The organism is Anaerococcus prevotii DSM 20548, assembly GCF_000024105.1.
GTDB lineage: Bacteria > Bacillota > Clostridia > Tissierellales > Peptoniphilaceae > Anaerococcus > Anaerococcus prevotii.
In genome coordinates, this window is the sequence record NC_013164.1 from 53,374 (window position 1) to 72,854 (window position 19,481).

Genomic DNA, 19,481 nt, shown 5'->3' on the forward strand with positions numbered 1-19,481 from the left:
CAACCAAATAAAAACAATCAAAGGGAAGTATAGAAAAATTAAAGCCTATACTTCCCTTTTTTTAATTCAAACAAAGGAGATAAAATATGATAAACGAAGAAATAAGCAAAGAAGCAGGTCAATTAGCAAAAGCTATAATATCGAAAGCATAAAGAGCAATATGAGAAGTCTGGCAGAGAAGAAAAATAGTATAAACATGTGATGCTATAATATTTGTATTAGCATTATCGGGTATAATTTAATAAATCCTTGTACAATTTAAATGAAAGGTGGTAGAAATATGGATATAATGAAATCTTTTAACTTAGCAATAGACTATATTGAAGATAACTTAACTGATGAACTTGATGAAAAAGAAATAACACGGATAACAGGATATTCATTTCCAATGTTTTCAAGAATATTTTCAATCGTATCAGGATATTCATTATCTGAATATATAAGATTAAGAAAGATGACAAATGCTGCAATTGATTTAAAAAATTCAGATAAAAGAATTATAGATATTGCAATAAAATATGGTTATAATTCTCAGGATTCTTTTGCTTTAGCTTTTAAAAGTTTTCACAAGCTAACTCCAGGTCAAGTAAAAAAAGGAGAAAAGTATCAATATTTCTCAAGAATCTACTTTTCAATTTCAGTTCAAGGAGGAAATCAAATGGATATTAAGATTGAGAAAAAGAAAGCGTTTAAAGTAGCTGGTATTAAATCAGATGTAACTAAAAGTTCAAATTTCCCAAAAGTTTGGGATAGATTGGTTGAAAAAGTACCAAGAGAAAAATTTGAAGAGTTTGGTAGTGGTCAAATCTTTGGCGTAGGATATGACTATATAATGGATGAAGAAGATTCATTTATATATTTAGCTGGTTTTGATTTAACGGATGAAGTAAAAGCTAAAGAGTTAGGTTTGGATACGCTTAGCATTCCTGAAAAAGAGTATGCTATTGTAAGCTTACAAGGACCTATACCAAAGTGTATTCACGAAGGATGGAAGTATATTATTTCATATTTCTTCCCTAAAGAAGGATATAGACATGATGAAAGTCCTGATTTTGAAGTATATGGAGATGGAGACCCTAATTCAGAAGATTATAAAATGGAATTATGGGTTCCTATAGTAAAAGAGTAATTTAAATTTGTTTAACGGCATCTATCAAATGGTAGGTGCTTTTTTGATTGCTATTAGTAAAAATAGGAATGAGTAAAAAGTCCTATGAAACTTGACCTAACAACGGGAGAAGCAACAATACCAAGGGAAATAGAATACATCTATCCATGTATCTTTAGAAAAGAAGATATAAAAACATTTAAAATAAGCATTCCACCATCAAGAACAATAAAATAAAAACAAGCAAAGGGAAGTATAGAAAAATTAAAGACTATACTTCCCTTTTTTTAATTCAAACAAAGGAGAGAAAACATGATAAACGAAGAAATAAGCAAAGAAGCAGGTCAAGCAGCACAAACCATAATATCATACACAATAAAGGCAGCAAAAGAATCAATCAACTTAGAAAAAGAAATAAGAAAAAAGATGAAAGATACTTTAGAAAAAGCAAATGGAAACCTCAAAAGTCTTATGGGCGATGAAATGAAAATAAAAGACCTATATAAAAAAGGACAACTAGAAAATATAAGCATAGATCAAAGCGACCTCAAAGACTTAAAAAAAGAACTAAACAAACTTGGAGTAAGTTTTTCAGTAATGAAAAACAAAGAAAGCCAAAACTATGAAGTATTCTTCCAAGCCAAAGACATAAAAGTAATGGAATATGCCTTTAAGCAAGTCATAGCCAAGGAAAAATAAAAAAAGAAAAAGAAAGTATTCTAAAACAAATAAAGAAATACAAAGACCTATCCAATAAAAAGGATAAGACAAAAGAGAAAGTCAAAAGGAAAGTAAAAGAAAAAGTAAAACCAAACAAAAAAGACATGACCAGAGAAATCTAAGGGAGTAACGGAAAGTTACACCCTTAAATAACCACAATAACAAGACTTCCGAAAATCGGAAATTAAGAATTTCGATTATCGAAAATCAAGAAAGGAACAGATATGGCAGCAAACAAAAGATATTATTGGATAAAACTAAAAGAAGAATTTTTCACAGACAAGAGGATAAAAAGATTGAGGAGAATATCGGGAGGAGATACCTACACGATAATCTACCTCAAACTTTTACTACTAAGCCTAAAAGATGAGGGCAAACTCTATTATGACGGAGTAGAAAGTGATTTTATAAAAGAGTTAGCACTAACCATAGATGAAACAGACGATGATGTAATGGTTACAGTTAATTACTTAATCAATCAAGGCTTATTAGAAGTTGTAACAGAAAATGATGAATACTATTTAACTGAAATACCAAACTTAATCGGATCAGAAACAGCCTGGGCAGAGAAAAAAAGAAGATACAGACAAAATAAACAGAAGACATTGTCCTTAATGAGTCCAACCCATGTCCGACAAGAGATAGAGATAGAGAAAGATATAGAGATAGATAAAGAGAGAGAGGGAGAGATAGAAAAAGATAAAAAGTCCACCCCCATCTTTTATGGAGAATTCAAAAATGTAAGGCTAAGCAAAGAAGAATATAAAAACCTTAAAGAAAAATTAAACTCACACACAGAAATAATGATAAATAAACTATCAAGATACATGGAAAGCAGTGGTAAGACCTATCAAAACCACTATGTGACAATCTTAAAATGGTATGAAGAAGATAAAGATAAACTAACACAGAAAGGTTTAAATAAAAAAATGAACTATGATTTAGGAGAATCTTTATAGGTAAAAAGAGGTGGAAAGGCACTATTAAAGACTTTAAGTCTAAAAAGGTACAAAGTATGCCAGAGATAATAAAAATGTAAATATGACACTTAAAAGGCGATTAGAATAAATTAAAGGAAATGTTAGAAGACTTTTAGATGACAATTACCAAGAGGGTCTAATTTTCACTGTTACTTATGCAGTGAGAATTGGACCTTTTTACATAAGCAAATTCTATTTCAAAATTGGTTACCAAGAAAGGCTTTTTTTCACTGTTAAGTATAAGAGGGTAATTTAAAGAATTTTGTTACATCAAGATAATTATTTTCTGATCGACAAATTTTAAAAAGATTAATAACTCTCGATAAATTTTGAACCTTAATAATTGAATAGACCAAGACAAGACGTTAATTATTTTTGGAGCGTAATAACCTAGCCGCCAAGATCTTTCTGCTGAATAATTCGGCAAAACAAGTACTGCTAAGCAAAAAGAAAGTGAGCGATAAGTAAGAGTTTGAATATAGGGAGGGATACCCTATCCGCTATGAAGAAAATGAGGATAATGATACTTCTAAGGTTGAAGCCGGCTCATCCGGAATAGAGGCGGAGGTGAGATTCCTATGTTGCTAATCCAAAGCACTTGTCAATGTCGTAAAACTTAATTAAACAAATAATTATTAGATATAAAACTTTAGAGGAGGTATATATTGGACAATGACTGGAATGGATTGGCTGATTTAATAGCAAATCTGATTGCAAAATATGCTGGTGCTTTAGATTTAGATAATCTGCCCGATCCAACGCCAGCAAAAAATCAAGAGATGAAAAATAGTTTTGACATGGCAAAAACACAAATTGAGACGGACTAATAAAAGTGTTATAATATACTTGAAATGATAGTCCAAACTTAAATTCAAAAATCAAAGTTTATATATGATATAGAAAAATTATAATGAGGTTAATGCTATGTTAAAAGAAAAAATAAAAGTATACCTCTATACACGAGTATCTACGTCAATACAGATAGAAGGGTATTCGTTAGAGGCACAAAAATCACGAATGAAAGCTTTTGCTATTTACAACGATTACGAAATTGTCGGAGAGTATGAAGATGCCGGAAAGTCTGGCAAGTCTATTGAAGGTAGAAAACAGTTCAATCGAATGATGGAAGATATAAAATCTGGAAAAGATGGAGTATCTTTTGTTCTTGTGTTTAAGTTATCAAGATTTGCAAGAAATGCAGCTGATGTTCTTTCTACACTTCAGATAATGCAGGATTATGGAGTTAATCTTATCTGTGTTGAAGATGGCATTGATTCATCTAAAGATGCCGGGAAACTAATGATTTCTGTTTTATCAGCTGTGGCTGAAATAGAAAGAGAAAACATACGTATTCAAACAATGGAAGGTCGCATTCAAAAAGCAAGGGAAGGAAAATGGAATGGTGGCTTTGCTCCGTATGGATATAAACTTGAAGACGGCAAGCTGTTTATAAATGAGGAAGAGGCAGTTGCCATAAGAACGATTTTCGACCAGTATGTAAATACTACGATAGGAGCCAATGGGCTATCTAAATACTTAGAGAATCATGGAATTAGAAAAATCCCAAGACAGAATGGTAAGAATCCTTTGTTTGATGCAGGTCTTATAAGAAAGATATTAAAGAATCCTGTATATAATGGGAAAATAGCATTTGGAAGAAGAACTTTAGAAAAAGTTCATGGTACAAGAAATGAATATAAGCAGGTTGAACAAGATGAGTATCTAATATCTGAAGGGATACATGAAGCTATAGTTTCCGATGAAGTTTGGCAAGCTGCTCAGGTTAAGCTAAAATCTCAAGCAAAGAAATATGAACATGTGAATAAAGGAAAAGATACACGCACACACTTACTTTCTGGAATTGTAAAATGCCCGATATGTGGAGTGGGAATGTTTGGAAACAAGTGTACCAAGAAAAAGAAAGATGGCACAAAGTATAAAGATTTTTATTACTATGGTTGTAAGCATAGGCAGATGATAAGAGGTCATAAGTGTACATTCAGTAAGCAAATTAGAGAAGAATTGTTAGATGATGCTGTTGCAGAGGTAATTGTCAAGATAGTAAGTAATCCGAAGTTTGCTTCTATGATGCAAGAAAAAATCAACATGAAGGTGGATACCTCTGAAATAGAAAAAGAAATAGATAATTACCAAAAGGAATTGAGGAAGAGTCATTCTACAAAGTTTAAGCTAATTGAGGAAATAGATAATTTAGATGTTGAAGATAAGCATTACAAGAGAAGAAAACAGGATTTAGATGATAGACTTTATCGTATGTATGACAAAATAGATGAATTAGAATCATCACTAATTGATGCGAAAGCAAAGAAACAGACTATTGAAGCTGAAAAATTAACAGGAGATAACATATATAAGGTTCTGATCTATTTTGATAAACTCTATAAAGTTATGAATGATGTAGAGCGTAGACAGTTAATTACAGCTTTGATTTCTGAAATTCAAGTTTATGAAGAAAAACAACCTAACGGACAATGGCTAAAATCAATTACTTTCAAGCTCCCAATTATAGACGATGACTTGAATATAAGTTTGGACAATGATGAACAAGTTGAGGCTATAGCGTTGATACAAAAGATGTAAATTTAGAAATCCTTCATTTCAAGCAATTTTATAAGCATTTTGTCTTCGATAAAGATGAAGAAGGATACGTCAAAAAGACTCAAAAAAACTTCATGGATGTAAGAGTTGTTTTGAGACTAGTATGAGGAGACACAAAGAAAAATTTAATAAGATAAACTCATTTTGTACTTTCTACAAGAGTGGCTTAAAAAGCTGCTCTTTTTTTATTGAAAGGGAGTAAGGATTCGTTACATCCTTTTCAAAATACAAAACTCTAATAGCCAACTTTACATATTCGCTTTTATAACATATAATAAAAGCGTAAACGAGAGGAGGCGGACTATGAATATACTTAAAGAATATATACAAGAAAATTTAGTAATCACCAACAAAGAAGCAGAAGAACTTGGATATACTAGGCATAATTTATCAGAATTAACAAAAATCGGACAATTAGAAAGATTGAGACCAGGACTATATCAACTAAAAGGAAAAGTAATAGACGATTTTGTTTTAATATCATCTAATAGCAATCGAATTATATTTTCCCATCAAACAGCCTTATACCTCCATGATCTATCAGACAGGACTCCAAATGTATTTCATATATCTGTACACCAAGGCTACAATGCAAGCCATATAAAAAAGAGATATAAGGATCTACAAGTTCACTATGTAAAAAAAGACTTATATGAACTTGGAAAGACAGAAATAAAATCACCACAAGGCAATCTCATACCAGTTTATGATATTGAAAGAACGGTTTGCGATATCATAATTGACAGAGAAAAAATAGATAAGCAAATTTTCACAGAAGCAATAAAAAGATACTTTAAATCACAAAATAAAAACCTAAGACGATTAATAAAATACGGTAGATTATTTAAAATAGAAGATGAAATTAGAAAATATATGGAGGTATTATCGTGATTAATATAGAGAGTATAAAGGGCAAGATAAGAAGTCTTGCAGAGAAGAAAAATAGTATAAACATGTGATGCTATAATATTTGTATTAGCATTATCGGGTATAATTTAATAAATCCTTGTACAATTTAAATGAAAGGTGGTGGGAATATGGATATAATGAAATCTTTTAACTTAGCAATAGACTATATTGAAGATAACTTAGCTGATGAACTTGATGAAAAAGAAATAACACGGATAACAGGATATTCATTTCCAATGTTTTCAAGAATATTTTCAATCATATCAGGATATTCATTATCTGAATATATAAGGTTAAGAAAGATGACAAATGCTGCAATTGATTTAAAAAATTCAGATAAAAGAATTATAGATATCGCAATAAAATATGGTTATAATTCTCAGGATTCTTTTGCCTTAGCTTTTAAAAGTTTTCATAAGCTAACTCCTGGTCAAGTAAAAAAAGGAGAAAAGTATCAATATTTCCCAAGAATCTATTTTTCAATTTCAGTTCAAGGAGGAAATCAAATGGATATTAAGATTGAGAAAAAGAAAGCGCTTAAAGTAGAAGGTGTTAAATCGGATGTAACTAAAAGTTCAAATTTCCCAAAAGTTTGGGATAGACTGGTTGAAAAAGTACCAAGAGAAAAATTTGAAGAGTTTGGTAATGGTCAAATCTTTGGCGTAGGATATGATTATATAATGGATGAAGAAGATTCATTTATATACTTAGCTGTTTTTAGACTGGATTAATGAAGTTATGAAAGAGATATATGTTTATGACAAGGAAACAGTTGAGATAGTTTGGAAATTATATTACTATTCTTATGGAGTGTTACTTATTGTATGTTTACTAATTGTATTCAACAGTGATAAAATATTAAAAGAATAGAGGTAGTGTATAATGGATATCATAGAAGTTTTTTCTAAAAACGTTAAAAAATATCGAAATGAAATGGGTTTATCACAAGAAGCTTTTGCTGAAAAATCTGGATTCTATAGAACATATATAAGTGCATTAGAGTGTAAAAAAAGAAGCATTGCTTTGGATAATGTACAGAAAATAGCAGATGCTTTAGAGATAGAAACATATTTATTATTTGTTGAAGAACCAGAAAAAAAAGAAAGGAGGGATGTTTAAAAATGAAAGGATATGAATTGCCAATAGAAATCGTTATTAGAAGACTTGGTTTTAAAAATTCTAAAAATCTTATTTATTATAGTGAATTTAATGATTATGACTATAATCATCATATATCTAAAATTGTTCATGAGATAAAACCGTATGCAATTTATTTTATAGATGGAAACCCATTCATTCTTTTTTTTGACAATCTTTTCGATGAAGTTTCCTTTAAAACTATCAGTAAACAAGTTTGGAATGCTCAAATTCCTGTTGCTATGCTTTGTGATGATCAAACAGTTAAAATATATAATGGATTTTCTTTGAATTTAACATCATATTTTCTTGAGATGGCAACGGAAATCCCGTTAGACACATGTTCTGTTGCAACGGAATTTTCCTATTTAGAAATAACAAACCCTATTTTCTGGGAAAAGTTTTCAAAAGGATTTTCAAATAATAAATTAAATAATTATTTGTTAGCTAATATTACTTATTTGACGGAAGAGTTAAAAAACACCTATCATATAGGCTTTGCTACAAAGTTAGTGTTGAGACTCATTTTTATAAGGTTTTTGATAGATCGAGGGGTTGACCTTGCTTATGAAAATTTTTCTGCTGATATTGAGCAATCAAAGAATGAACTTATGAAATGCTTAAGGAGCAAAAGTTCAATATACAATTTATTTAAATATCTAAAATCAAAATTTAATGGAAATCTTTTCGATTTAGGTAATGAAATTGAATGCCCCGAATTAACGCAAGATGTATTTAATATGCTTGCAGATTTTTTATCTGGAACTATTTCGATGAATGATGGTCAATTGTCACTATTTGCGCTGTATGATTTTAATATTATTCCGGTAGAGTTAATAAGTAATATCTATGAGATATTACTTGGGCGAGAAGCAAGAGCAAAAGATAATGCATTTTACACTCCTAATTTTCTTGTAGAATACATTTTGGATAAAACTACTTTAGGATTCTTAAAAGAACATAATAAATATACTATATTAGATCCTGCATGTGGGTTTCGTGTCATAATAGTGATAGAGGCAAATAGTTATGTAAATATAAGGAGTTCAAGACTTCTACCAAAGTTTAAAACTCAAAAAATAAATAGTTGGTGTGCTGCTTAGAGTATCCATTTTAATAATGGGTATTGTAAATAGCATACCAATAAAACTAAGGATTCTTTAAAGAGTCTTATTTTGTGATGAAAATTTAATATGTAAATTTTAGACGATAGAAAATAAAAATTCTGTCGTTTTTTTATTTCAAAGAAAGGAGGCAGGAATGAATTTTGATTATTTTTATAATAGGCAATCTGAAATGTATAACTTCATTAGGTTACCTATGGTATTGATGGAAGATGAGATTTTTGAGAGCATTTCTATTGAAGCTAAAGTGTTGTATTCATATATGCTTAATCGAATGGGTCTTTCATATAAAAATGGCTGGATAGATGAAGATGGAAAAGTCTTTATTTACTACACAATTGAAAGTATAAAAGATCAGTTTAAGTGTGCCAGTGAAAAAGCAAATAAATTAATAGCTGAACTTGATATTAAATCAGGAATAGGACTGATTGAAAAGAAAAGACAAGGACTGGGAAAGCCTAATAGAATTTATGTTAAAGACTTTATGAGCATATTTAATAATATGGAATTAAAAAATCAAGAAGTTCGAAAAACAAAATTCCAGAAGTTCGATAATCGAAATTCAAGAGATTCGAATATCGAAATTCAAGATTTTCGGAAATCGGAAGGTAACTATAACAATATTAATAATAATGAGTTAAGAAAGAATGATTTTAGTAAAGGTCAAAAGCCTTATGGAATATATAAAAATATATTTTTGACTGATGAAGAATACAAGGACTTAACAAATGAGTTAGGAAGTAGAATTAATGAATACATTGATAGATTGTCGTCATATATGAAAGCAAATAACAGAGAGTATCAAGACCACAAGGCAACGATAATCAATTGGTATCTTAATGATCAGGCAAAAAACATTAATGACAATTCAACAAGGAAAATGAATTACGATATAGGAGAGAGTTTATGAAGAACTTAAAAGATTTTGTATTAAGAGAAAATGATATTGAAAGAAATGGACATATTTATTGTAAGGTATGTGGTAAAAGAGTCGATGGAGAATTACTTGACCTTGAATTTACAAAGTTTATTCCCAGAATTAAATGTGAATGTGAAATAAAAAGAGATAAGGAAAATGCAGAAAGAGAAATATTAACGAGAATATCATCGCTAAAAAGAGATTGTTTTTCATCTCCAAACCAACACCAATATAATTTTGAGAAATACTTAAATGAAAAAGGTCAAGCCTATAAGGTTGCCTATAATTATGCCAAAAGTTTTGAGCAAATGAAGGAAGACAATGTTGGACTTTTATTTTATGGAGATGTTGGCAGTGGAAAGACTTATCTTGCTTGTTCTATTGCAAATGAATTAATCGAAAGAAAGCAAGTTAAAGTTAAGATTATGAATTTATCTCAGGTTATAAATCAAATACAAAAATCTGCATTTAAGCTAGATTCAAATGAAATAATAAGTAACCTCTCTAATATCCCTTTGTTAATCTTAGATGACCTTGGAATTGAAAGGGATACATCTTATGCAAGGGAGCAAGTATATAACATTATAAATTCAAGATACTTAAAGGGTAGGCCGACAATTTTTACTACAAACTTATCATTGGAAATTATTCAAAATCCAAACATTGACCTTGAGTATCAGAGAATATATTCAAGAATACTTGAAATGACAATACCAGTTAAAGTTACGGGAGAAGATTTTAGAAGAAAAATCCATCAAGAGAAGTTAAGAAAATATAAAGAGTTACTTTTATATGGAGGTGGAATAGATGATTAATGAAGAAGTATCTAGGTCGAGCCTTAACCTTGAAGTAAGGCTTGCAAAAGCAACAAGTAAAGCAATTCTTGATGCCTTAAAGAAAGTACACAAGCAAATAGAAGAACAAGGAGGCTTGAAAAATGTAATAAAAAATAACGGAGAAGAAGTAAAACTAAAGGATATGGTTAAAAAGGGACAGTTAGAAGAAATTAATCTAAAAGATCCTGAGTTAAAAGAACTAAAGAAAATTTTAAATAAGCACGGAGTGAAGTTTTCTGTTATGAAAGATAAAGAAACTGGTAACCACTCTGTGTTTTTTCAATCTAAGGATATAAAGGTAATGGAACACGCCTTTAAAAAAGCAGTCAAGGTTTCTGAAAGAAAGGTCGATAGAAAAGATTCAATAACGAAGACAATAAATAAGTTTAAAGATATGGCTAAGGACACCATTACTAAAGATAAAGTTAAAAATAAACATAAGGAGCAAAGCTTATGATAAGTAATTTAAAAACATTTGAAAATAAGAATTTTGGGAAACTCACTGTTATAGAAAAAGACGGTGAGTTTTTCTTTATAGCAAATGAAGTAGCAACTATGCTAGGATATGTCAATCCAAGAAAAGCTGTTTATGACCATGTAGATGAAGAAGATAAGGGTGTAACGAAATGGAACACCCCTGGAGGAATACAGAATATTTCAATAATTAACGAATCAGGATTGTATTCACTTATCCTTTCATCAAAACTACCACAAGCAAAAATATTCAAAGCTTGGGTAACTAGAGAAGTCTTACCAAGTATTAGAAAAAATGGAGGATATATAGTAGGGCAAGAAAAGAAAACTAATGAAGAGTTACTTGCAGATGCAATTCTTGTAGCCAATAGAATTATTGCTGAAAGAGAAGAAGAAATTGTAGAATTAAGACCAAAGGCAGACTATTATGACAAATTAGTAGATTATAACCTACTTACAAACTTTAGAAATACTGCCAAAGAGTTAGGAATACCACAAAATCAATTTATAAGTTTTTTAATGGATAAGGGATTAATTTATAGAGATAAGAAAAAGAAACTTCTACCTTATGCAGATAAGAACAAGGGATATTTTGAGGTCAAAGAATGGGTTGATCCACTAGGTACACTTGTAGGAATACAAACATTTATAACACAAAAGGGAAGACACTACCTACTAATTTTATTAGATAGTGAAGGTTTCTACGATGAATAAGATATTAGAAGCCATTCTTTCTGATATTAAAAACTTAATTAAAATAGACAACCCAAAGAAATTTATATTAGCAAACATTCCTTATTTATCATTTTTTTATATTGGAAATATCTTTTCTAAGCACATCAATTCTTATGTTGGAGGAGATATAATTGACAGAATAATGGTGGGAATTTCTGATATAGGAACTTTATCTTATATACCAAGCCTTAATCCAAGGGACTTGTTAGTAGGTATTTCAGTTGCTGCCATTGTTAAGCTAATAGTATATAGTAAAGGTAAAAACAAAAAGAAATATAGGCAAGGTAAGGAATATGGATCTGCAAGATGGGGAGAAAGCAAGGATATTGCTCCATATATAGACCCTAAGTTTGAAAACAATGTACTAATAACTAATACCGAAAGACTAACAATGAACTCAAGACCTAAGAACCCTAAGTATGCTAGAAATAAAAATGTATTAGTAATAGGTGGTTCTGGATCAGGTAAGACAAGATTTTATGTCAAGCCAAATCTAATGCAAATGCACTCTTCCTATGTAGTAACAGACCCTAAAGGCACACTTGTGTTAGAGTGTGGAAAAATGCTTTATGAAAATGGATATGACATAAAGATTTTAAACACAATAAACTTTAAAAAATCTATGAAATACAATCCCTTTGCATATTTGAGAAGTGAAAAAGATATTTTAAAGCTTGTCCAAACAATTATTGCCAACACCAAGGGAGATGGAGAAAAGGCAGGAGAAGATTTCTGGGTAAAGGCTGAAAAGTTATATTATACTGCCCTTATCGGTTATATTTATTATGAAGCACCAGAAGAAGAAAAGAATTTTAAAACGCTTTTAGATATGATTGACGCAAGTGAGGTTAGAGAAGATGACGAAACCTATATGAATCCAATTGATAGACTCTTTGAAGCTCTTGAAAAGAAAGATCCAAGTCATTTTGCAGTTAAGCAGTATAAGAAATATAAACTGGCAGCAGGAAAAACTGCCAAGTCAATTCTAATATCTTGTGGTGCAAGACTTGCACCTTTTGATATAAGAGAACTTAGAGAACTAATGAGCGAAGATGAATTAGAACTCGATAAAATTGGAGATAGGAAAACTGCTCTATTCGTAATAATATCAGATACTGATGATACTTTTAACTTTGTAGTCTCAATAATGTATTCTCAATTATTTAATCTACTATGTGATAAGGCAGATGATGTGTATGGTGGAAGACTTCCAGTTCATGTTAGGTGTCTACTTGATGAGTTTGCCAATATAGGTTTGATTCCTAAATTTGAAAAACTAATAGCGACAATTCGTTCAAGAGAAATATCAGCAAGTATAATTCTGCAAGCACAATCTCAATTAAAAGCAATCTATAAAGACCATGCAGATACAATAGTTGGTAACTGTGACTCAACACTTTTTCTAGGAGGAAAAGAAAAAACAACAGTAAAAGAATTATCAGAAACCTTAGGAAAAGAAACCATAGACCTATATAACACATCAGAAACAAGATCCAACCAAAAATCTTTTGGTCTAAATTACCAAAAGACTGGTAAGGAACTTATGAGCCAAGATGAAATAACTGTAATGGATGGCGGTAAGTGTATATACCAGCTAAGAGGAGTAAGACCTTTCTTATCAGATAAGTTTGATATTACAAAGCATAAGAATTACAAGTTGTTGGAAGATTATGATAAGAAAAATTTGTTTGATGTGGAAGAGTATTTAACAAATAGAGATAAGGTAAAGTTAAAATCAAGTTATAAAATAAATAGGTTAAACATTTGATTTTACGGAGAAAGCAAAATGTGTGGAAATAGAAAATTATCTTTAATTATATTAAATATAAATGGTGAGCAGTTTATTCTAGAAAGTGATACAGAACTCACAATGGATAAGAAAAATTATATTGAAGCAATATGTGAGACAATGTACGATGAAAGTAATGAATGGTACGAAGATATATACGATATGTCCCCATATGATATAGCTGAGCTATTTGAAAAAACAGTAAAGTACGAAGTAGGAATAACTGTTACATTTAAAGCGATAGACCTTGAAGTATCGATTTTAGAAGGCTAGATACATGATATTAAAAGTCGATAGAAATTAAAAACTCTCAAGAGAAATATCAGCAAGCATAATACTGCAAGCACAATCTCGATTAAAAGCAATTTACAAGGACAATGCAGATACAATAGTTGATAACAATGATTCTACATTCTTTCTAGGGGAAAAGAAACTATAGACTTATATAACACATCGGAAACAAGATCAAATCAAAAATCTTTTGGTCTAAATTACTAAAAAAGTGGAATGGAACTTATGAGCCAAGATGAAATAACTGTTATGGATGGAGGCTCGTGTATATACCAACTAAGGGTAGTAAGTCTTTTACTATCTGATAAATTTGATATTACAAAACATAAGAATTACAAGTTACTGGAAGATTATGATAAGAAAAATTTGTTTTATGTGGAGGGTTATTTGAAAGCCAAAGATAAGCCTATTACTAGAGAATCTACAAATATTATTAAGATTTTAGAATAGAGGTTAAGGGTATATAAAATGTATCAAGATAAAATTATTGCAGGAGAATAAAATGGAGCATGAATTAAATATAAAATTTACCAATAAAGCTATGAAAAAATTAGGGAAAATGGAAAGCACAAAAAAAGAAAAATTTCTTACAAAAATTAAGAACAATGTTTATATGTTTATAGAAGGAGAGAAAAGTGGCTTAATCCAGGAACACTTTTTTAAAAAAATTAGGGGGTTTGATTCTTCACTATATATTCTAAGATTAGATCAGAATAATAGAGCAATATTATCTATTGAAGATGATCCTATTTTTGGTAGAATGGATGTCATCATATATGCACTTACAAATCCAGGAGAGTATAAGAAAGAGATAAGTAGTATTATGGAATCTCTTTATCAAAAAATGCTTAATGAAGATTATGATGATAAGGAGGAGAACTAATGGCAGAAATTAAGGGATTAGTAGATAATTTAGGTGTGATTCACGAATGCAATAAAGTTATACCAGAAAAATTTAAGTTAAAGTTAGTGGAAGTATTGGCAGAACTTGAAGATAATGAGTGCCATAAAACAAATAATTTCCCCAAGTCTGAACTGCACAAAATTGAAGGGGTAAAAAAAATATATCGAGCATATATTGATAAAATTTCTGGATGGCGATTGCATATTCAATATGGAGATGACAAGAGAATTTATCTTTGTGAGGTGTTAAACCCTAAAGAACATGATAGAGGTACAAGTAAAAAAGCCATAAAAAGTAAAAAAAATAGATATTTCTAATTTTTGCTATTAATATAGGACGATAGAAATTAAAAACTCTATCGTCTTTTTTTATACTCAAAATCAGGAGGTTAAAATGGTAAGGATAAGAAGTCCCACAAAACAATTTAATATATTAGACATTTAGCGATTGAAATATAAGTTCAGTCGCTTTTTTAATTGAAATTTATAGATTAAGGAGAAAAAATTAATGGATAGAGAAATGATAAATATTAATGCAAATTTAGTTAAGGAAGCTGAATTTTCAGAATTTGAAAAGGATGGAGAAAATATTCAAGTAGCAAATTTTGCTCTTGTAAAAAAATATGGAAAGGACAAAGAATATACAAATTGCTCAGTATATGGGGAAAAGGTAGAAATTGTAAAAGAATTTGATAAAGGAGATCTGATCCATGTCTTTGGATATTTCAAAGAAAACAAAAAAGGAGATAAGGTCTACAAGAATTTTATAGTTAAATCACTAAACAAAATAGAAAATAAGAAAGAAAACGAGGAGGAATAATATGGAATTTTTTACAGCTGGAGTTGGAGTTTTAAAGACACTTGTAACTGCAATTGGTGCAGGTTTAGGAGCATGGGGAGTTATTAACTTAATGGAAGGTTATGGTAATGATAACCCTGGTGCTAAATCTCAAGGTATTAAGCAGCTTATGGCTGGTGGGGGAATTGTACTAATCGGTATTAAATTAATTCCACTACTTGCAAATGTTTTAAATTAGGAGAAAGTCTATGTTTGGTATCTTTGACAAGCTAACTGAATTTTTTAAGGATATGCTACTCGGAGGTATCAAAGCAAATCTTGAGTCCATGTTCTTAGATATAAATGACAAGGTAGGAGTTATTGCAACTGATGTTGGGAAAACACCAATGGGTTGGAATGGAGAAGTATATAACTTTATAAAAAACATTAATGACAATGTGATTGTTCCAATAGCAGGTCTTATCATAACAGCAGTTTTATGTATTGAACTCATAAATATGGTTATGCAAAAAAATAATATGCATGATACAGATACTTTTGAGTTTTTCAAATACATTATAAAGATGTTTATAGCAGTCTACCTTGCAAGCCATGCCTTTGAATTTTCAATGGCAGTCTTTGATGTGGCACAAAATCTTGTAAACAAAGCGGCAGGGGTAATCACTACTTCTGCCACTGTTTCAGGAGATCAAATAGTTGCAATGGTTGATACATTAAAAGAAAAAGATGTTGGTGCATTAATAATGATATTAGTTGAAACAAGCCTTGTAAGGATTGCAATTCAATGTATATCTTTAACTATTACCTTAATAGTATATGGGCGTATGTTTGAAATATATGTCTACTCATCAGTATCATCCATACCATTTGCGACTATGGGAAATAAAGAATGGGGTCAGATTGGAACAAATTATATCAAGGGACTTTTTGCCTTGGGACTACAAGGTTTGTTTTTGATGGTATGTTTAGGTATCTACACTGTTTTAATAAGGACGGTACAGATTACAGATATTCACGCAAGCTTGTTTAGTATATTAGGATATGCTCTACTACTTGGACTTATGATGTTTAAGAGTGGAACAGTTGCAAAAAGTATTATGAATACGCACTAGGAGGAATAAATGATAAAAAAGAAAAATTGTGCTTTATTGGGACTTGGAATTTTATTGGGAGGAACTTATGAAATCGTAAAAGAGAAGAAAAGAAATGAAGAGATTAGAAACTTAAAGAGGAGAATAAATAGACTCGGAAGATGTCATAATGAATTTGTTATGTATCAAGGAGAATACAATGACAGAAATGAAGAAAAACAAGAAGAATTAGAAGAAAGAATTAGCTACCTAGAAGAAGAAACAATATCTAATTATGACCATATACTTGAACTTTCCAAAGAAGAAGTAGAGGGAGATTAAAATGGCGTATGTACCAATACCAAAAAATTTGGACAAGATTAAAACAAAGGTTGCCTTTAACTTAACCAAAAGACAACTTATAGGCTTTTCTGTGGCAGGGCTAATTGGCATACCAACCTATTTATTTATCAAGAAATATCTACCTAATGATGTTTCAATCATTGTAATGCTAATAGTAACCTTGCCAATCTTTTTTATAACCTTATATGAAAAAGATACCTTAACTTTTGAAAAATATTTTAAATTTTTCTATCTTCATAAGTTTTATCAACCAACTAAGAGAATAAGAAAGGAGGCATACATTGAAGCAAAGAAAAAAGCAAATCAGCGACTTAAATCTAAGGGAAAAACAATTAAAAAAAGACCGAAAGGAAGTAAGAAGGCTAAAAACAAAGAAAGATCCAACAAATAGTCTTCTAAGTGTAATTTTAAATAAAGAAAAAAAGAGATTTACAGTTGAGGACACAATTCCATATATAAGAATGTTACCAGAGGGCATTTGCCAGTTAGATGAAAAAAATTATTCAAAGACAATTTCATTTCAAGATATAAATTACCAGTTGGCATTGGAAGAAGATAGAGATTTAATCTTTAATCAATTTGCCAACTTTTTAAATTCTTTTGATCCAAGTGTCCACATTGAACTTTCATATGTAAATCAATTAGGAAGAAATAGAGACCTACAAGATGCAATTAAAATTGCTGATAAGGGAGACTTCTATGACGATGTAAGAAAAGAGTTTAGGGAGATGTTAAAGCTTCAACTTGCAAAGGGCAATAACGGACTTAAAAAGATGAAGTATATAACCTTTACCACAGAAGCCGATAACTTAGAGCAAGCAAGAGCAAAGTTAAATAGACTTGAAGTAGATATTTTATCTAACTTTAAATCTATGGGAGTAAGAGCAGAGAGCCTTGATGGCGAAGAAAGACTAAGACTTGTTCACGATATGTTAAATCCAGACAAAAACTTTGATTTTTCATATAAGGATTTGAAGAAGAAAGAGTCTACAAAGTCACATATAACTCCCAATATCTTTAATTTTGCACCAGCAAATAATTTTAAATTTGGCAAATTCATTGGAGCAGTAAGCCATTTTCAAATACTTGCAAGTGAGCTATCAGACAGAATGTTATCTGAGTTTTTAGATATTGATGACAATATTTATGTAGCTTTTCATATAGATGTAGTTGAACAAGCAGAAGCTATTAAACTCATTAAAAGAAAAAACACAGACCTAGACAGAATGAAAATCGAAGAACAAAAGAAAGCAGTTCGTGCTGGATATGATATGGATATTATCCCTTCAGATATAAATACTTTTGGGGCTGATGTTAAGTCCATGTTATCTGACTTACAAAATAGAGATGAAAGGCTCTTTGTAGTTACCATAGTAATGATGAATTTTGCTAGGACTAATCAAAAATTAGAAAATACCATTGCTCAAATATCATCAATTGCTAACAGACATAATTGTCAGGTAAAAAGATTATCTCATCAGCAAGAGCAAGGACTTGTTTCTGTCTTACCTTTAGGAGTTAATCAAGTCGAGATAAAAAGATTTTTAACTTCATCATCAACGGCAGTATTTATGCCTTTTACAACAGAAGAGCTATTTATTGATTCGGCAAATTCTTTGTACTATGGCTTAAATGCCCTTAGCCAAAACTTGATTATGGCAGATAGGAAGAAACTAAAGAACCCTAACGGATTAATATTAGGAACACCAGGTTCTGGTAAATCTTTCTCGGCAAAGAGAGAGATGGCAAATGCAATTCTTGTAACAGACGATGATGTAATTATTTGTGATCCTGAGGGCGAGTATTCAAACCTTGTAAAACAATTTAATGGAGAAGTTATTAAAGTTTCAGCAAAGTCAAAGGACTACCTAAATCCACTTGATATTAATATGAACTATGGAGATGGGGACGCACCTTTAAAGGATAAGGCAAACTTCATAATGTCTATGCTTGAACTTGTAGTAGGAGGATCTGGTCTTACTGCTGCAGAAAAATCTGTTATAGATAGGTGCTTACCAAAGATATATCAAAAATATTTTGAAGACCCCAAACCAGAAAATATGCCTATATTAGGAGATTTATACGATATGCTCCTATCTCAAGAAGAAGGAGTTGGTAGAAAGCTCGCAACAGAAATGGAAATTTATGTTAAGGGAAGTCTTAATGTATTTAATAATAGGTCAAATGTTGACTTAAATAGACAACTGCTCTGTTTTGATATAAAAGAGCTGGGAACACAACTTAAAAAAATAGGTATGCTTGTAATTCAAGACCAAGTTTGGAACAAGGTTTCCCTAAATAGAGGAAGCAAGTCTACAAGATACTATATAGATGAGTTCCACCTTTTATTAAAAGACCCACAAACTGCTTCATATTCAGTAGAAATCTGGAAAAGATTTAGAAAATGGGGCGGTATTCCAACAGGTATAACTCAAAACGTAAAAGACCTTTTAACAAGTCAGGAAATTGAAAATATCTTTGATAATACAGACTTTGTTCTAATGTTAAATCAAGCATCTGGAGATAGAGATATTCTTGCTAAAAAATTAAAAATATCGCCTTATCAGTTAAACTATATTACTAACTCAAATGCAGGTGAGGGACTATTATTCTTTGGAAATACCATTGTTCCATTTATTGATAAATTCCCTAAAGACACCATGCTATATAAGCTAATGACAACAAAACCAGAAGAAGCTAAGTAG

The 19,481-nt window shown here is 30.5% G+C and carries 22 protein-coding genes and 3 pseudogenes; all 25 read left to right on the top strand.

The annotated features are described in order from the left end of the window. Positions 1 to 280: 280 nt before the first annotated feature. The 25 genes and pseudogenes from APRE_RS09095 (at position 281) to APRE_RS09210 (ending at position 19,481) form a co-directional block, all read left to right on the top strand. Positions 281 to 1,129, top strand: a complete 849-nt coding sequence (locus APRE_RS09095) for an AraC family transcriptional regulator (protein ID WP_012797133.1) — start codon at positions 281 to 283, stop codon at positions 1,127 to 1,129. A 75-nt stretch (positions 1,130 to 1,204) separates the two neighbouring features. After that, positions 1,205 to 1,303: pseudogene (locus tag APRE_RS09985) on the top strand (nucleotidyl transferase AbiEii/AbiGii toxin family protein); the annotation flags it as partial. A 117-nt stretch (positions 1,304 to 1,420) separates the two neighbouring features. Beyond that, a pseudogene (locus tag APRE_RS09100) lies at positions 1,421 to 1,950 on the top strand (PcfB family protein). A 102-nt stretch (positions 1,951 to 2,052) separates the two neighbouring features. Continuing rightward, positions 2,053 to 2,787 carry a phage replisome organizer N-terminal domain-containing protein gene (locus APRE_RS09105; protein WP_012797136.1) on the top strand — a complete coding sequence of 245 codons (735 nt, stop codon included), beginning with the start codon at positions 2,053 to 2,055 and terminating at the stop codon, positions 2,785 to 2,787. A 686-nt stretch (positions 2,788 to 3,473) separates the two neighbouring features. Further along, the gene (locus APRE_RS09680) at positions 3,474 to 3,635 is read left to right on the top strand and encodes a hypothetical protein (RefSeq protein ID WP_000368174.1); all 162 of its coding nucleotides are present in this window, start codon (positions 3,474 to 3,476) and stop codon (positions 3,633 to 3,635) included. 97 nt (positions 3,636 to 3,732) lie between these two features. After that, positions 3,733 to 5,409: a recombinase family protein gene (locus APRE_RS09115; RefSeq protein WP_012797137.1), complete on the top strand. Its 1,677-nt coding sequence runs from the start codon at positions 3,733 to 3,735 to the stop codon at positions 5,407 to 5,409. Between the two features lie 321 nt (positions 5,410 to 5,730). Beyond that, positions 5,731 to 6,318, top strand: coding sequence for a type IV toxin-antitoxin system AbiEi family antitoxin domain-containing protein (locus APRE_RS09120; RefSeq protein ID WP_012797138.1), 588 nt, complete (start codon positions 5,731 to 5,733; stop codon positions 6,316 to 6,318). Positions 6,319 to 6,464: 146 nt separating this feature from the next. After that, positions 6,465 to 7,067, top strand: a complete 603-nt coding sequence (locus APRE_RS09125) for a helix-turn-helix domain-containing protein (protein WP_012797139.1) — start codon at positions 6,465 to 6,467, stop codon at positions 7,065 to 7,067. 151 nt (positions 7,068 to 7,218) lie between these two features. After that, a complete protein-coding gene (locus tag APRE_RS09130; RefSeq protein ID WP_012797140.1) occupies positions 7,219 to 7,455 on the top strand; it encodes a helix-turn-helix domain-containing protein in 237 nt (78 codons plus the stop codon). A gap of 2 nt (positions 7,456 to 7,457) precedes the next feature. Then, entirely contained in the window at positions 7,458 to 8,576 is a 1,119-nt protein-coding gene (locus APRE_RS09685) for an N-6 DNA methylase (protein WP_012797141.1), read from the top strand. 157 nt (positions 8,577 to 8,733) lie between these two features. Then, positions 8,734 to 9,507 (top strand): replication initiator protein A, encoded by a 774-nt coding sequence (locus APRE_RS09140; RefSeq protein WP_012797142.1) that lies wholly within the window; start codon positions 8,734 to 8,736, stop codon positions 9,505 to 9,507. Then, the gene (locus APRE_RS09145; RefSeq protein WP_012797143.1) at positions 9,504 to 10,331 is read left to right on the top strand and encodes an ATP-binding protein; all 828 of its coding nucleotides are present in this window, start codon (positions 9,504 to 9,506) and stop codon (positions 10,329 to 10,331) included. Before APRE_RS09140 ends, APRE_RS09145 begins: the two co-directional genes overlap by 4 nt. Continuing rightward, complete coding sequence (locus tag APRE_RS09150; protein ID WP_012797144.1) at positions 10,324 to 10,809, top strand: PcfB family protein; 486 nt, start codon at positions 10,324 to 10,326, stop codon at positions 10,807 to 10,809. The genes APRE_RS09145 and APRE_RS09150 overlap by 8 nt, the downstream gene beginning before the upstream one ends. After that, positions 10,806 to 11,540: a phage antirepressor Ant gene (locus APRE_RS09155; protein WP_012797145.1), complete on the top strand. Its 735-nt coding sequence runs from the start codon at positions 10,806 to 10,808 to the stop codon at positions 11,538 to 11,540. Before APRE_RS09150 ends, APRE_RS09155 begins: the two co-directional genes overlap by 4 nt. Continuing rightward, positions 11,533 to 13,329, top strand: a complete 1,797-nt coding sequence (locus tag APRE_RS09160) for a VirD4-like conjugal transfer protein, CD1115 family (RefSeq protein ID WP_012797146.1) — start codon at positions 11,533 to 11,535, stop codon at positions 13,327 to 13,329. The genes APRE_RS09155 and APRE_RS09160 overlap by 8 nt, the downstream gene beginning before the upstream one ends. Before the next feature lie 18 nt (positions 13,330 to 13,347). Continuing rightward, the gene (locus tag APRE_RS09165) at positions 13,348 to 13,623 is read left to right on the top strand and encodes a hypothetical protein (protein WP_012797147.1); all 276 of its coding nucleotides are present in this window, start codon (positions 13,348 to 13,350) and stop codon (positions 13,621 to 13,623) included. A 37-nt stretch (positions 13,624 to 13,660) separates the two neighbouring features. Further along, positions 13,661 to 14,091, top strand: a pseudogene (locus tag APRE_RS09170) (TraM recognition domain-containing protein); the annotation flags it as partial. Positions 14,092 to 14,143: 52 nt separating this feature from the next. Next, positions 14,144 to 14,524, top strand: a complete 381-nt coding sequence (locus APRE_RS09175; protein WP_012797148.1) for a hypothetical protein — start codon at positions 14,144 to 14,146, stop codon at positions 14,522 to 14,524. Then, complete coding sequence (locus APRE_RS09180) at positions 14,524 to 14,862, top strand: hypothetical protein (protein WP_012797149.1); 339 nt, start codon at positions 14,524 to 14,526, stop codon at positions 14,860 to 14,862. The genes APRE_RS09175 and APRE_RS09180 overlap by 1 nt, the downstream gene beginning before the upstream one ends. A 190-nt stretch (positions 14,863 to 15,052) precedes the next feature. After that, positions 15,053 to 15,364, top strand: coding sequence for a single-stranded DNA-binding protein (locus tag APRE_RS09185; protein ID WP_012797150.1), 312 nt, complete (start codon positions 15,053 to 15,055; stop codon positions 15,362 to 15,364). Position 15,365: 1 nt separating this feature from the next. Then, the gene (locus APRE_RS09190; RefSeq protein ID WP_012797151.1) at positions 15,366 to 15,581 is read left to right on the top strand and encodes a Maff2 family mobile element protein; all 216 of its coding nucleotides are present in this window, start codon (positions 15,366 to 15,368) and stop codon (positions 15,579 to 15,581) included. Positions 15,582 to 15,591: 10 nt separating this feature from the next. After that, entirely contained in the window at positions 15,592 to 16,455 is an 864-nt protein-coding gene (locus APRE_RS09195) for a VirB6/TrbL-like conjugal transfer protein, CD1112 family (protein ID WP_000466914.1), read from the top strand. A gap of 9 nt (positions 16,456 to 16,464) precedes the next feature. Then, positions 16,465 to 16,755: a hypothetical protein gene (locus APRE_RS09200; RefSeq protein WP_012797152.1), complete on the top strand. Its 291-nt coding sequence runs from the start codon at positions 16,465 to 16,467 to the stop codon at positions 16,753 to 16,755. 1 nt (position 16,756) lies between these two features. Then, positions 16,757 to 17,167, top strand: coding sequence for a PrgI family protein (locus tag APRE_RS09205; RefSeq protein ID WP_012797153.1), 411 nt, complete (start codon positions 16,757 to 16,759; stop codon positions 17,165 to 17,167). After that, positions 17,058 to 19,481: a VirB4-like conjugal transfer ATPase, CD1110 family gene (locus APRE_RS09210; protein WP_081440722.1), complete on the top strand. Its 2,424-nt coding sequence runs from the start codon at positions 17,058 to 17,060 to the stop codon at positions 19,479 to 19,481. Before APRE_RS09205 ends, APRE_RS09210 begins: the two co-directional genes overlap by 110 nt.

Coding starts and splice junctions, on each gene's coding strand:
- APRE_RS09155 (WP_012797145.1), top strand. CDS start 10,806: ATGATAAGTAATTTAAAAACATTTGAAAATAAGAATTTTGGGAAACTC.
- APRE_RS09095 (WP_012797133.1), top strand. CDS start 281: ATGGATATAATGAAATCTTTTAACTTAGCAATAGACTATATTGAAGAT.
- APRE_RS09190 (WP_012797151.1), top strand. CDS start 15,366: ATGGAATTTTTTACAGCTGGAGTTGGAGTTTTAAAGACACTTGTAACT.
- APRE_RS09205 (WP_012797153.1), top strand. CDS start 16,757: ATGGCGTATGTACCAATACCAAAAAATTTGGACAAGATTAAAACAAAG.
- APRE_RS09140 (WP_012797142.1), top strand. CDS start 8,734: ATGAATTTTGATTATTTTTATAATAGGCAATCTGAAATGTATAACTTC.
- APRE_RS09165 (WP_012797147.1), top strand. CDS start 13,348: ATGTGTGGAAATAGAAAATTATCTTTAATTATATTAAATATAAATGGT.
- APRE_RS09175 (WP_012797148.1), top strand. CDS start 14,144: ATGGAGCATGAATTAAATATAAAATTTACCAATAAAGCTATGAAAAAA.
- APRE_RS09150 (WP_012797144.1), top strand. CDS start 10,324: ATGATTAATGAAGAAGTATCTAGGTCGAGCCTTAACCTTGAAGTAAGG.
- APRE_RS09125 (WP_012797139.1), top strand. CDS start 6,465: ATGGATATAATGAAATCTTTTAACTTAGCAATAGACTATATTGAAGAT.
- APRE_RS09195 (WP_000466914.1), top strand. CDS start 15,592: ATGTTTGGTATCTTTGACAAGCTAACTGAATTTTTTAAGGATATGCTA.
- APRE_RS09185 (WP_012797150.1), top strand. CDS start 15,053: ATGGATAGAGAAATGATAAATATTAATGCAAATTTAGTTAAGGAAGCT.
- APRE_RS09115 (WP_012797137.1), top strand. CDS start 3,733: ATGTTAAAAGAAAAAATAAAAGTATACCTCTATACACGAGTATCTACG.
- APRE_RS09200 (WP_012797152.1), top strand. CDS start 16,465: ATGATAAAAAAGAAAAATTGTGCTTTATTGGGACTTGGAATTTTATTG.
- APRE_RS09145 (WP_012797143.1), top strand. CDS start 9,504: ATGAAGAACTTAAAAGATTTTGTATTAAGAGAAAATGATATTGAAAGA.
- APRE_RS09120 (WP_012797138.1), top strand. CDS start 5,731: ATGAATATACTTAAAGAATATATACAAGAAAATTTAGTAATCACCAAC.
- APRE_RS09130 (WP_012797140.1), top strand. CDS start 7,219: ATGGATATCATAGAAGTTTTTTCTAAAAACGTTAAAAAATATCGAAAT.
- APRE_RS09160 (WP_012797146.1), top strand. CDS start 11,533: ATGAATAAGATATTAGAAGCCATTCTTTCTGATATTAAAAACTTAATT.
- APRE_RS09685 (WP_012797141.1), top strand. CDS start 7,458: ATGAAAGGATATGAATTGCCAATAGAAATCGTTATTAGAAGACTTGGT.
- APRE_RS09105 (WP_012797136.1), top strand. CDS start 2,053: ATGGCAGCAAACAAAAGATATTATTGGATAAAACTAAAAGAAGAATTT.
- APRE_RS09180 (WP_012797149.1), top strand. CDS start 14,524: ATGGCAGAAATTAAGGGATTAGTAGATAATTTAGGTGTGATTCACGAA.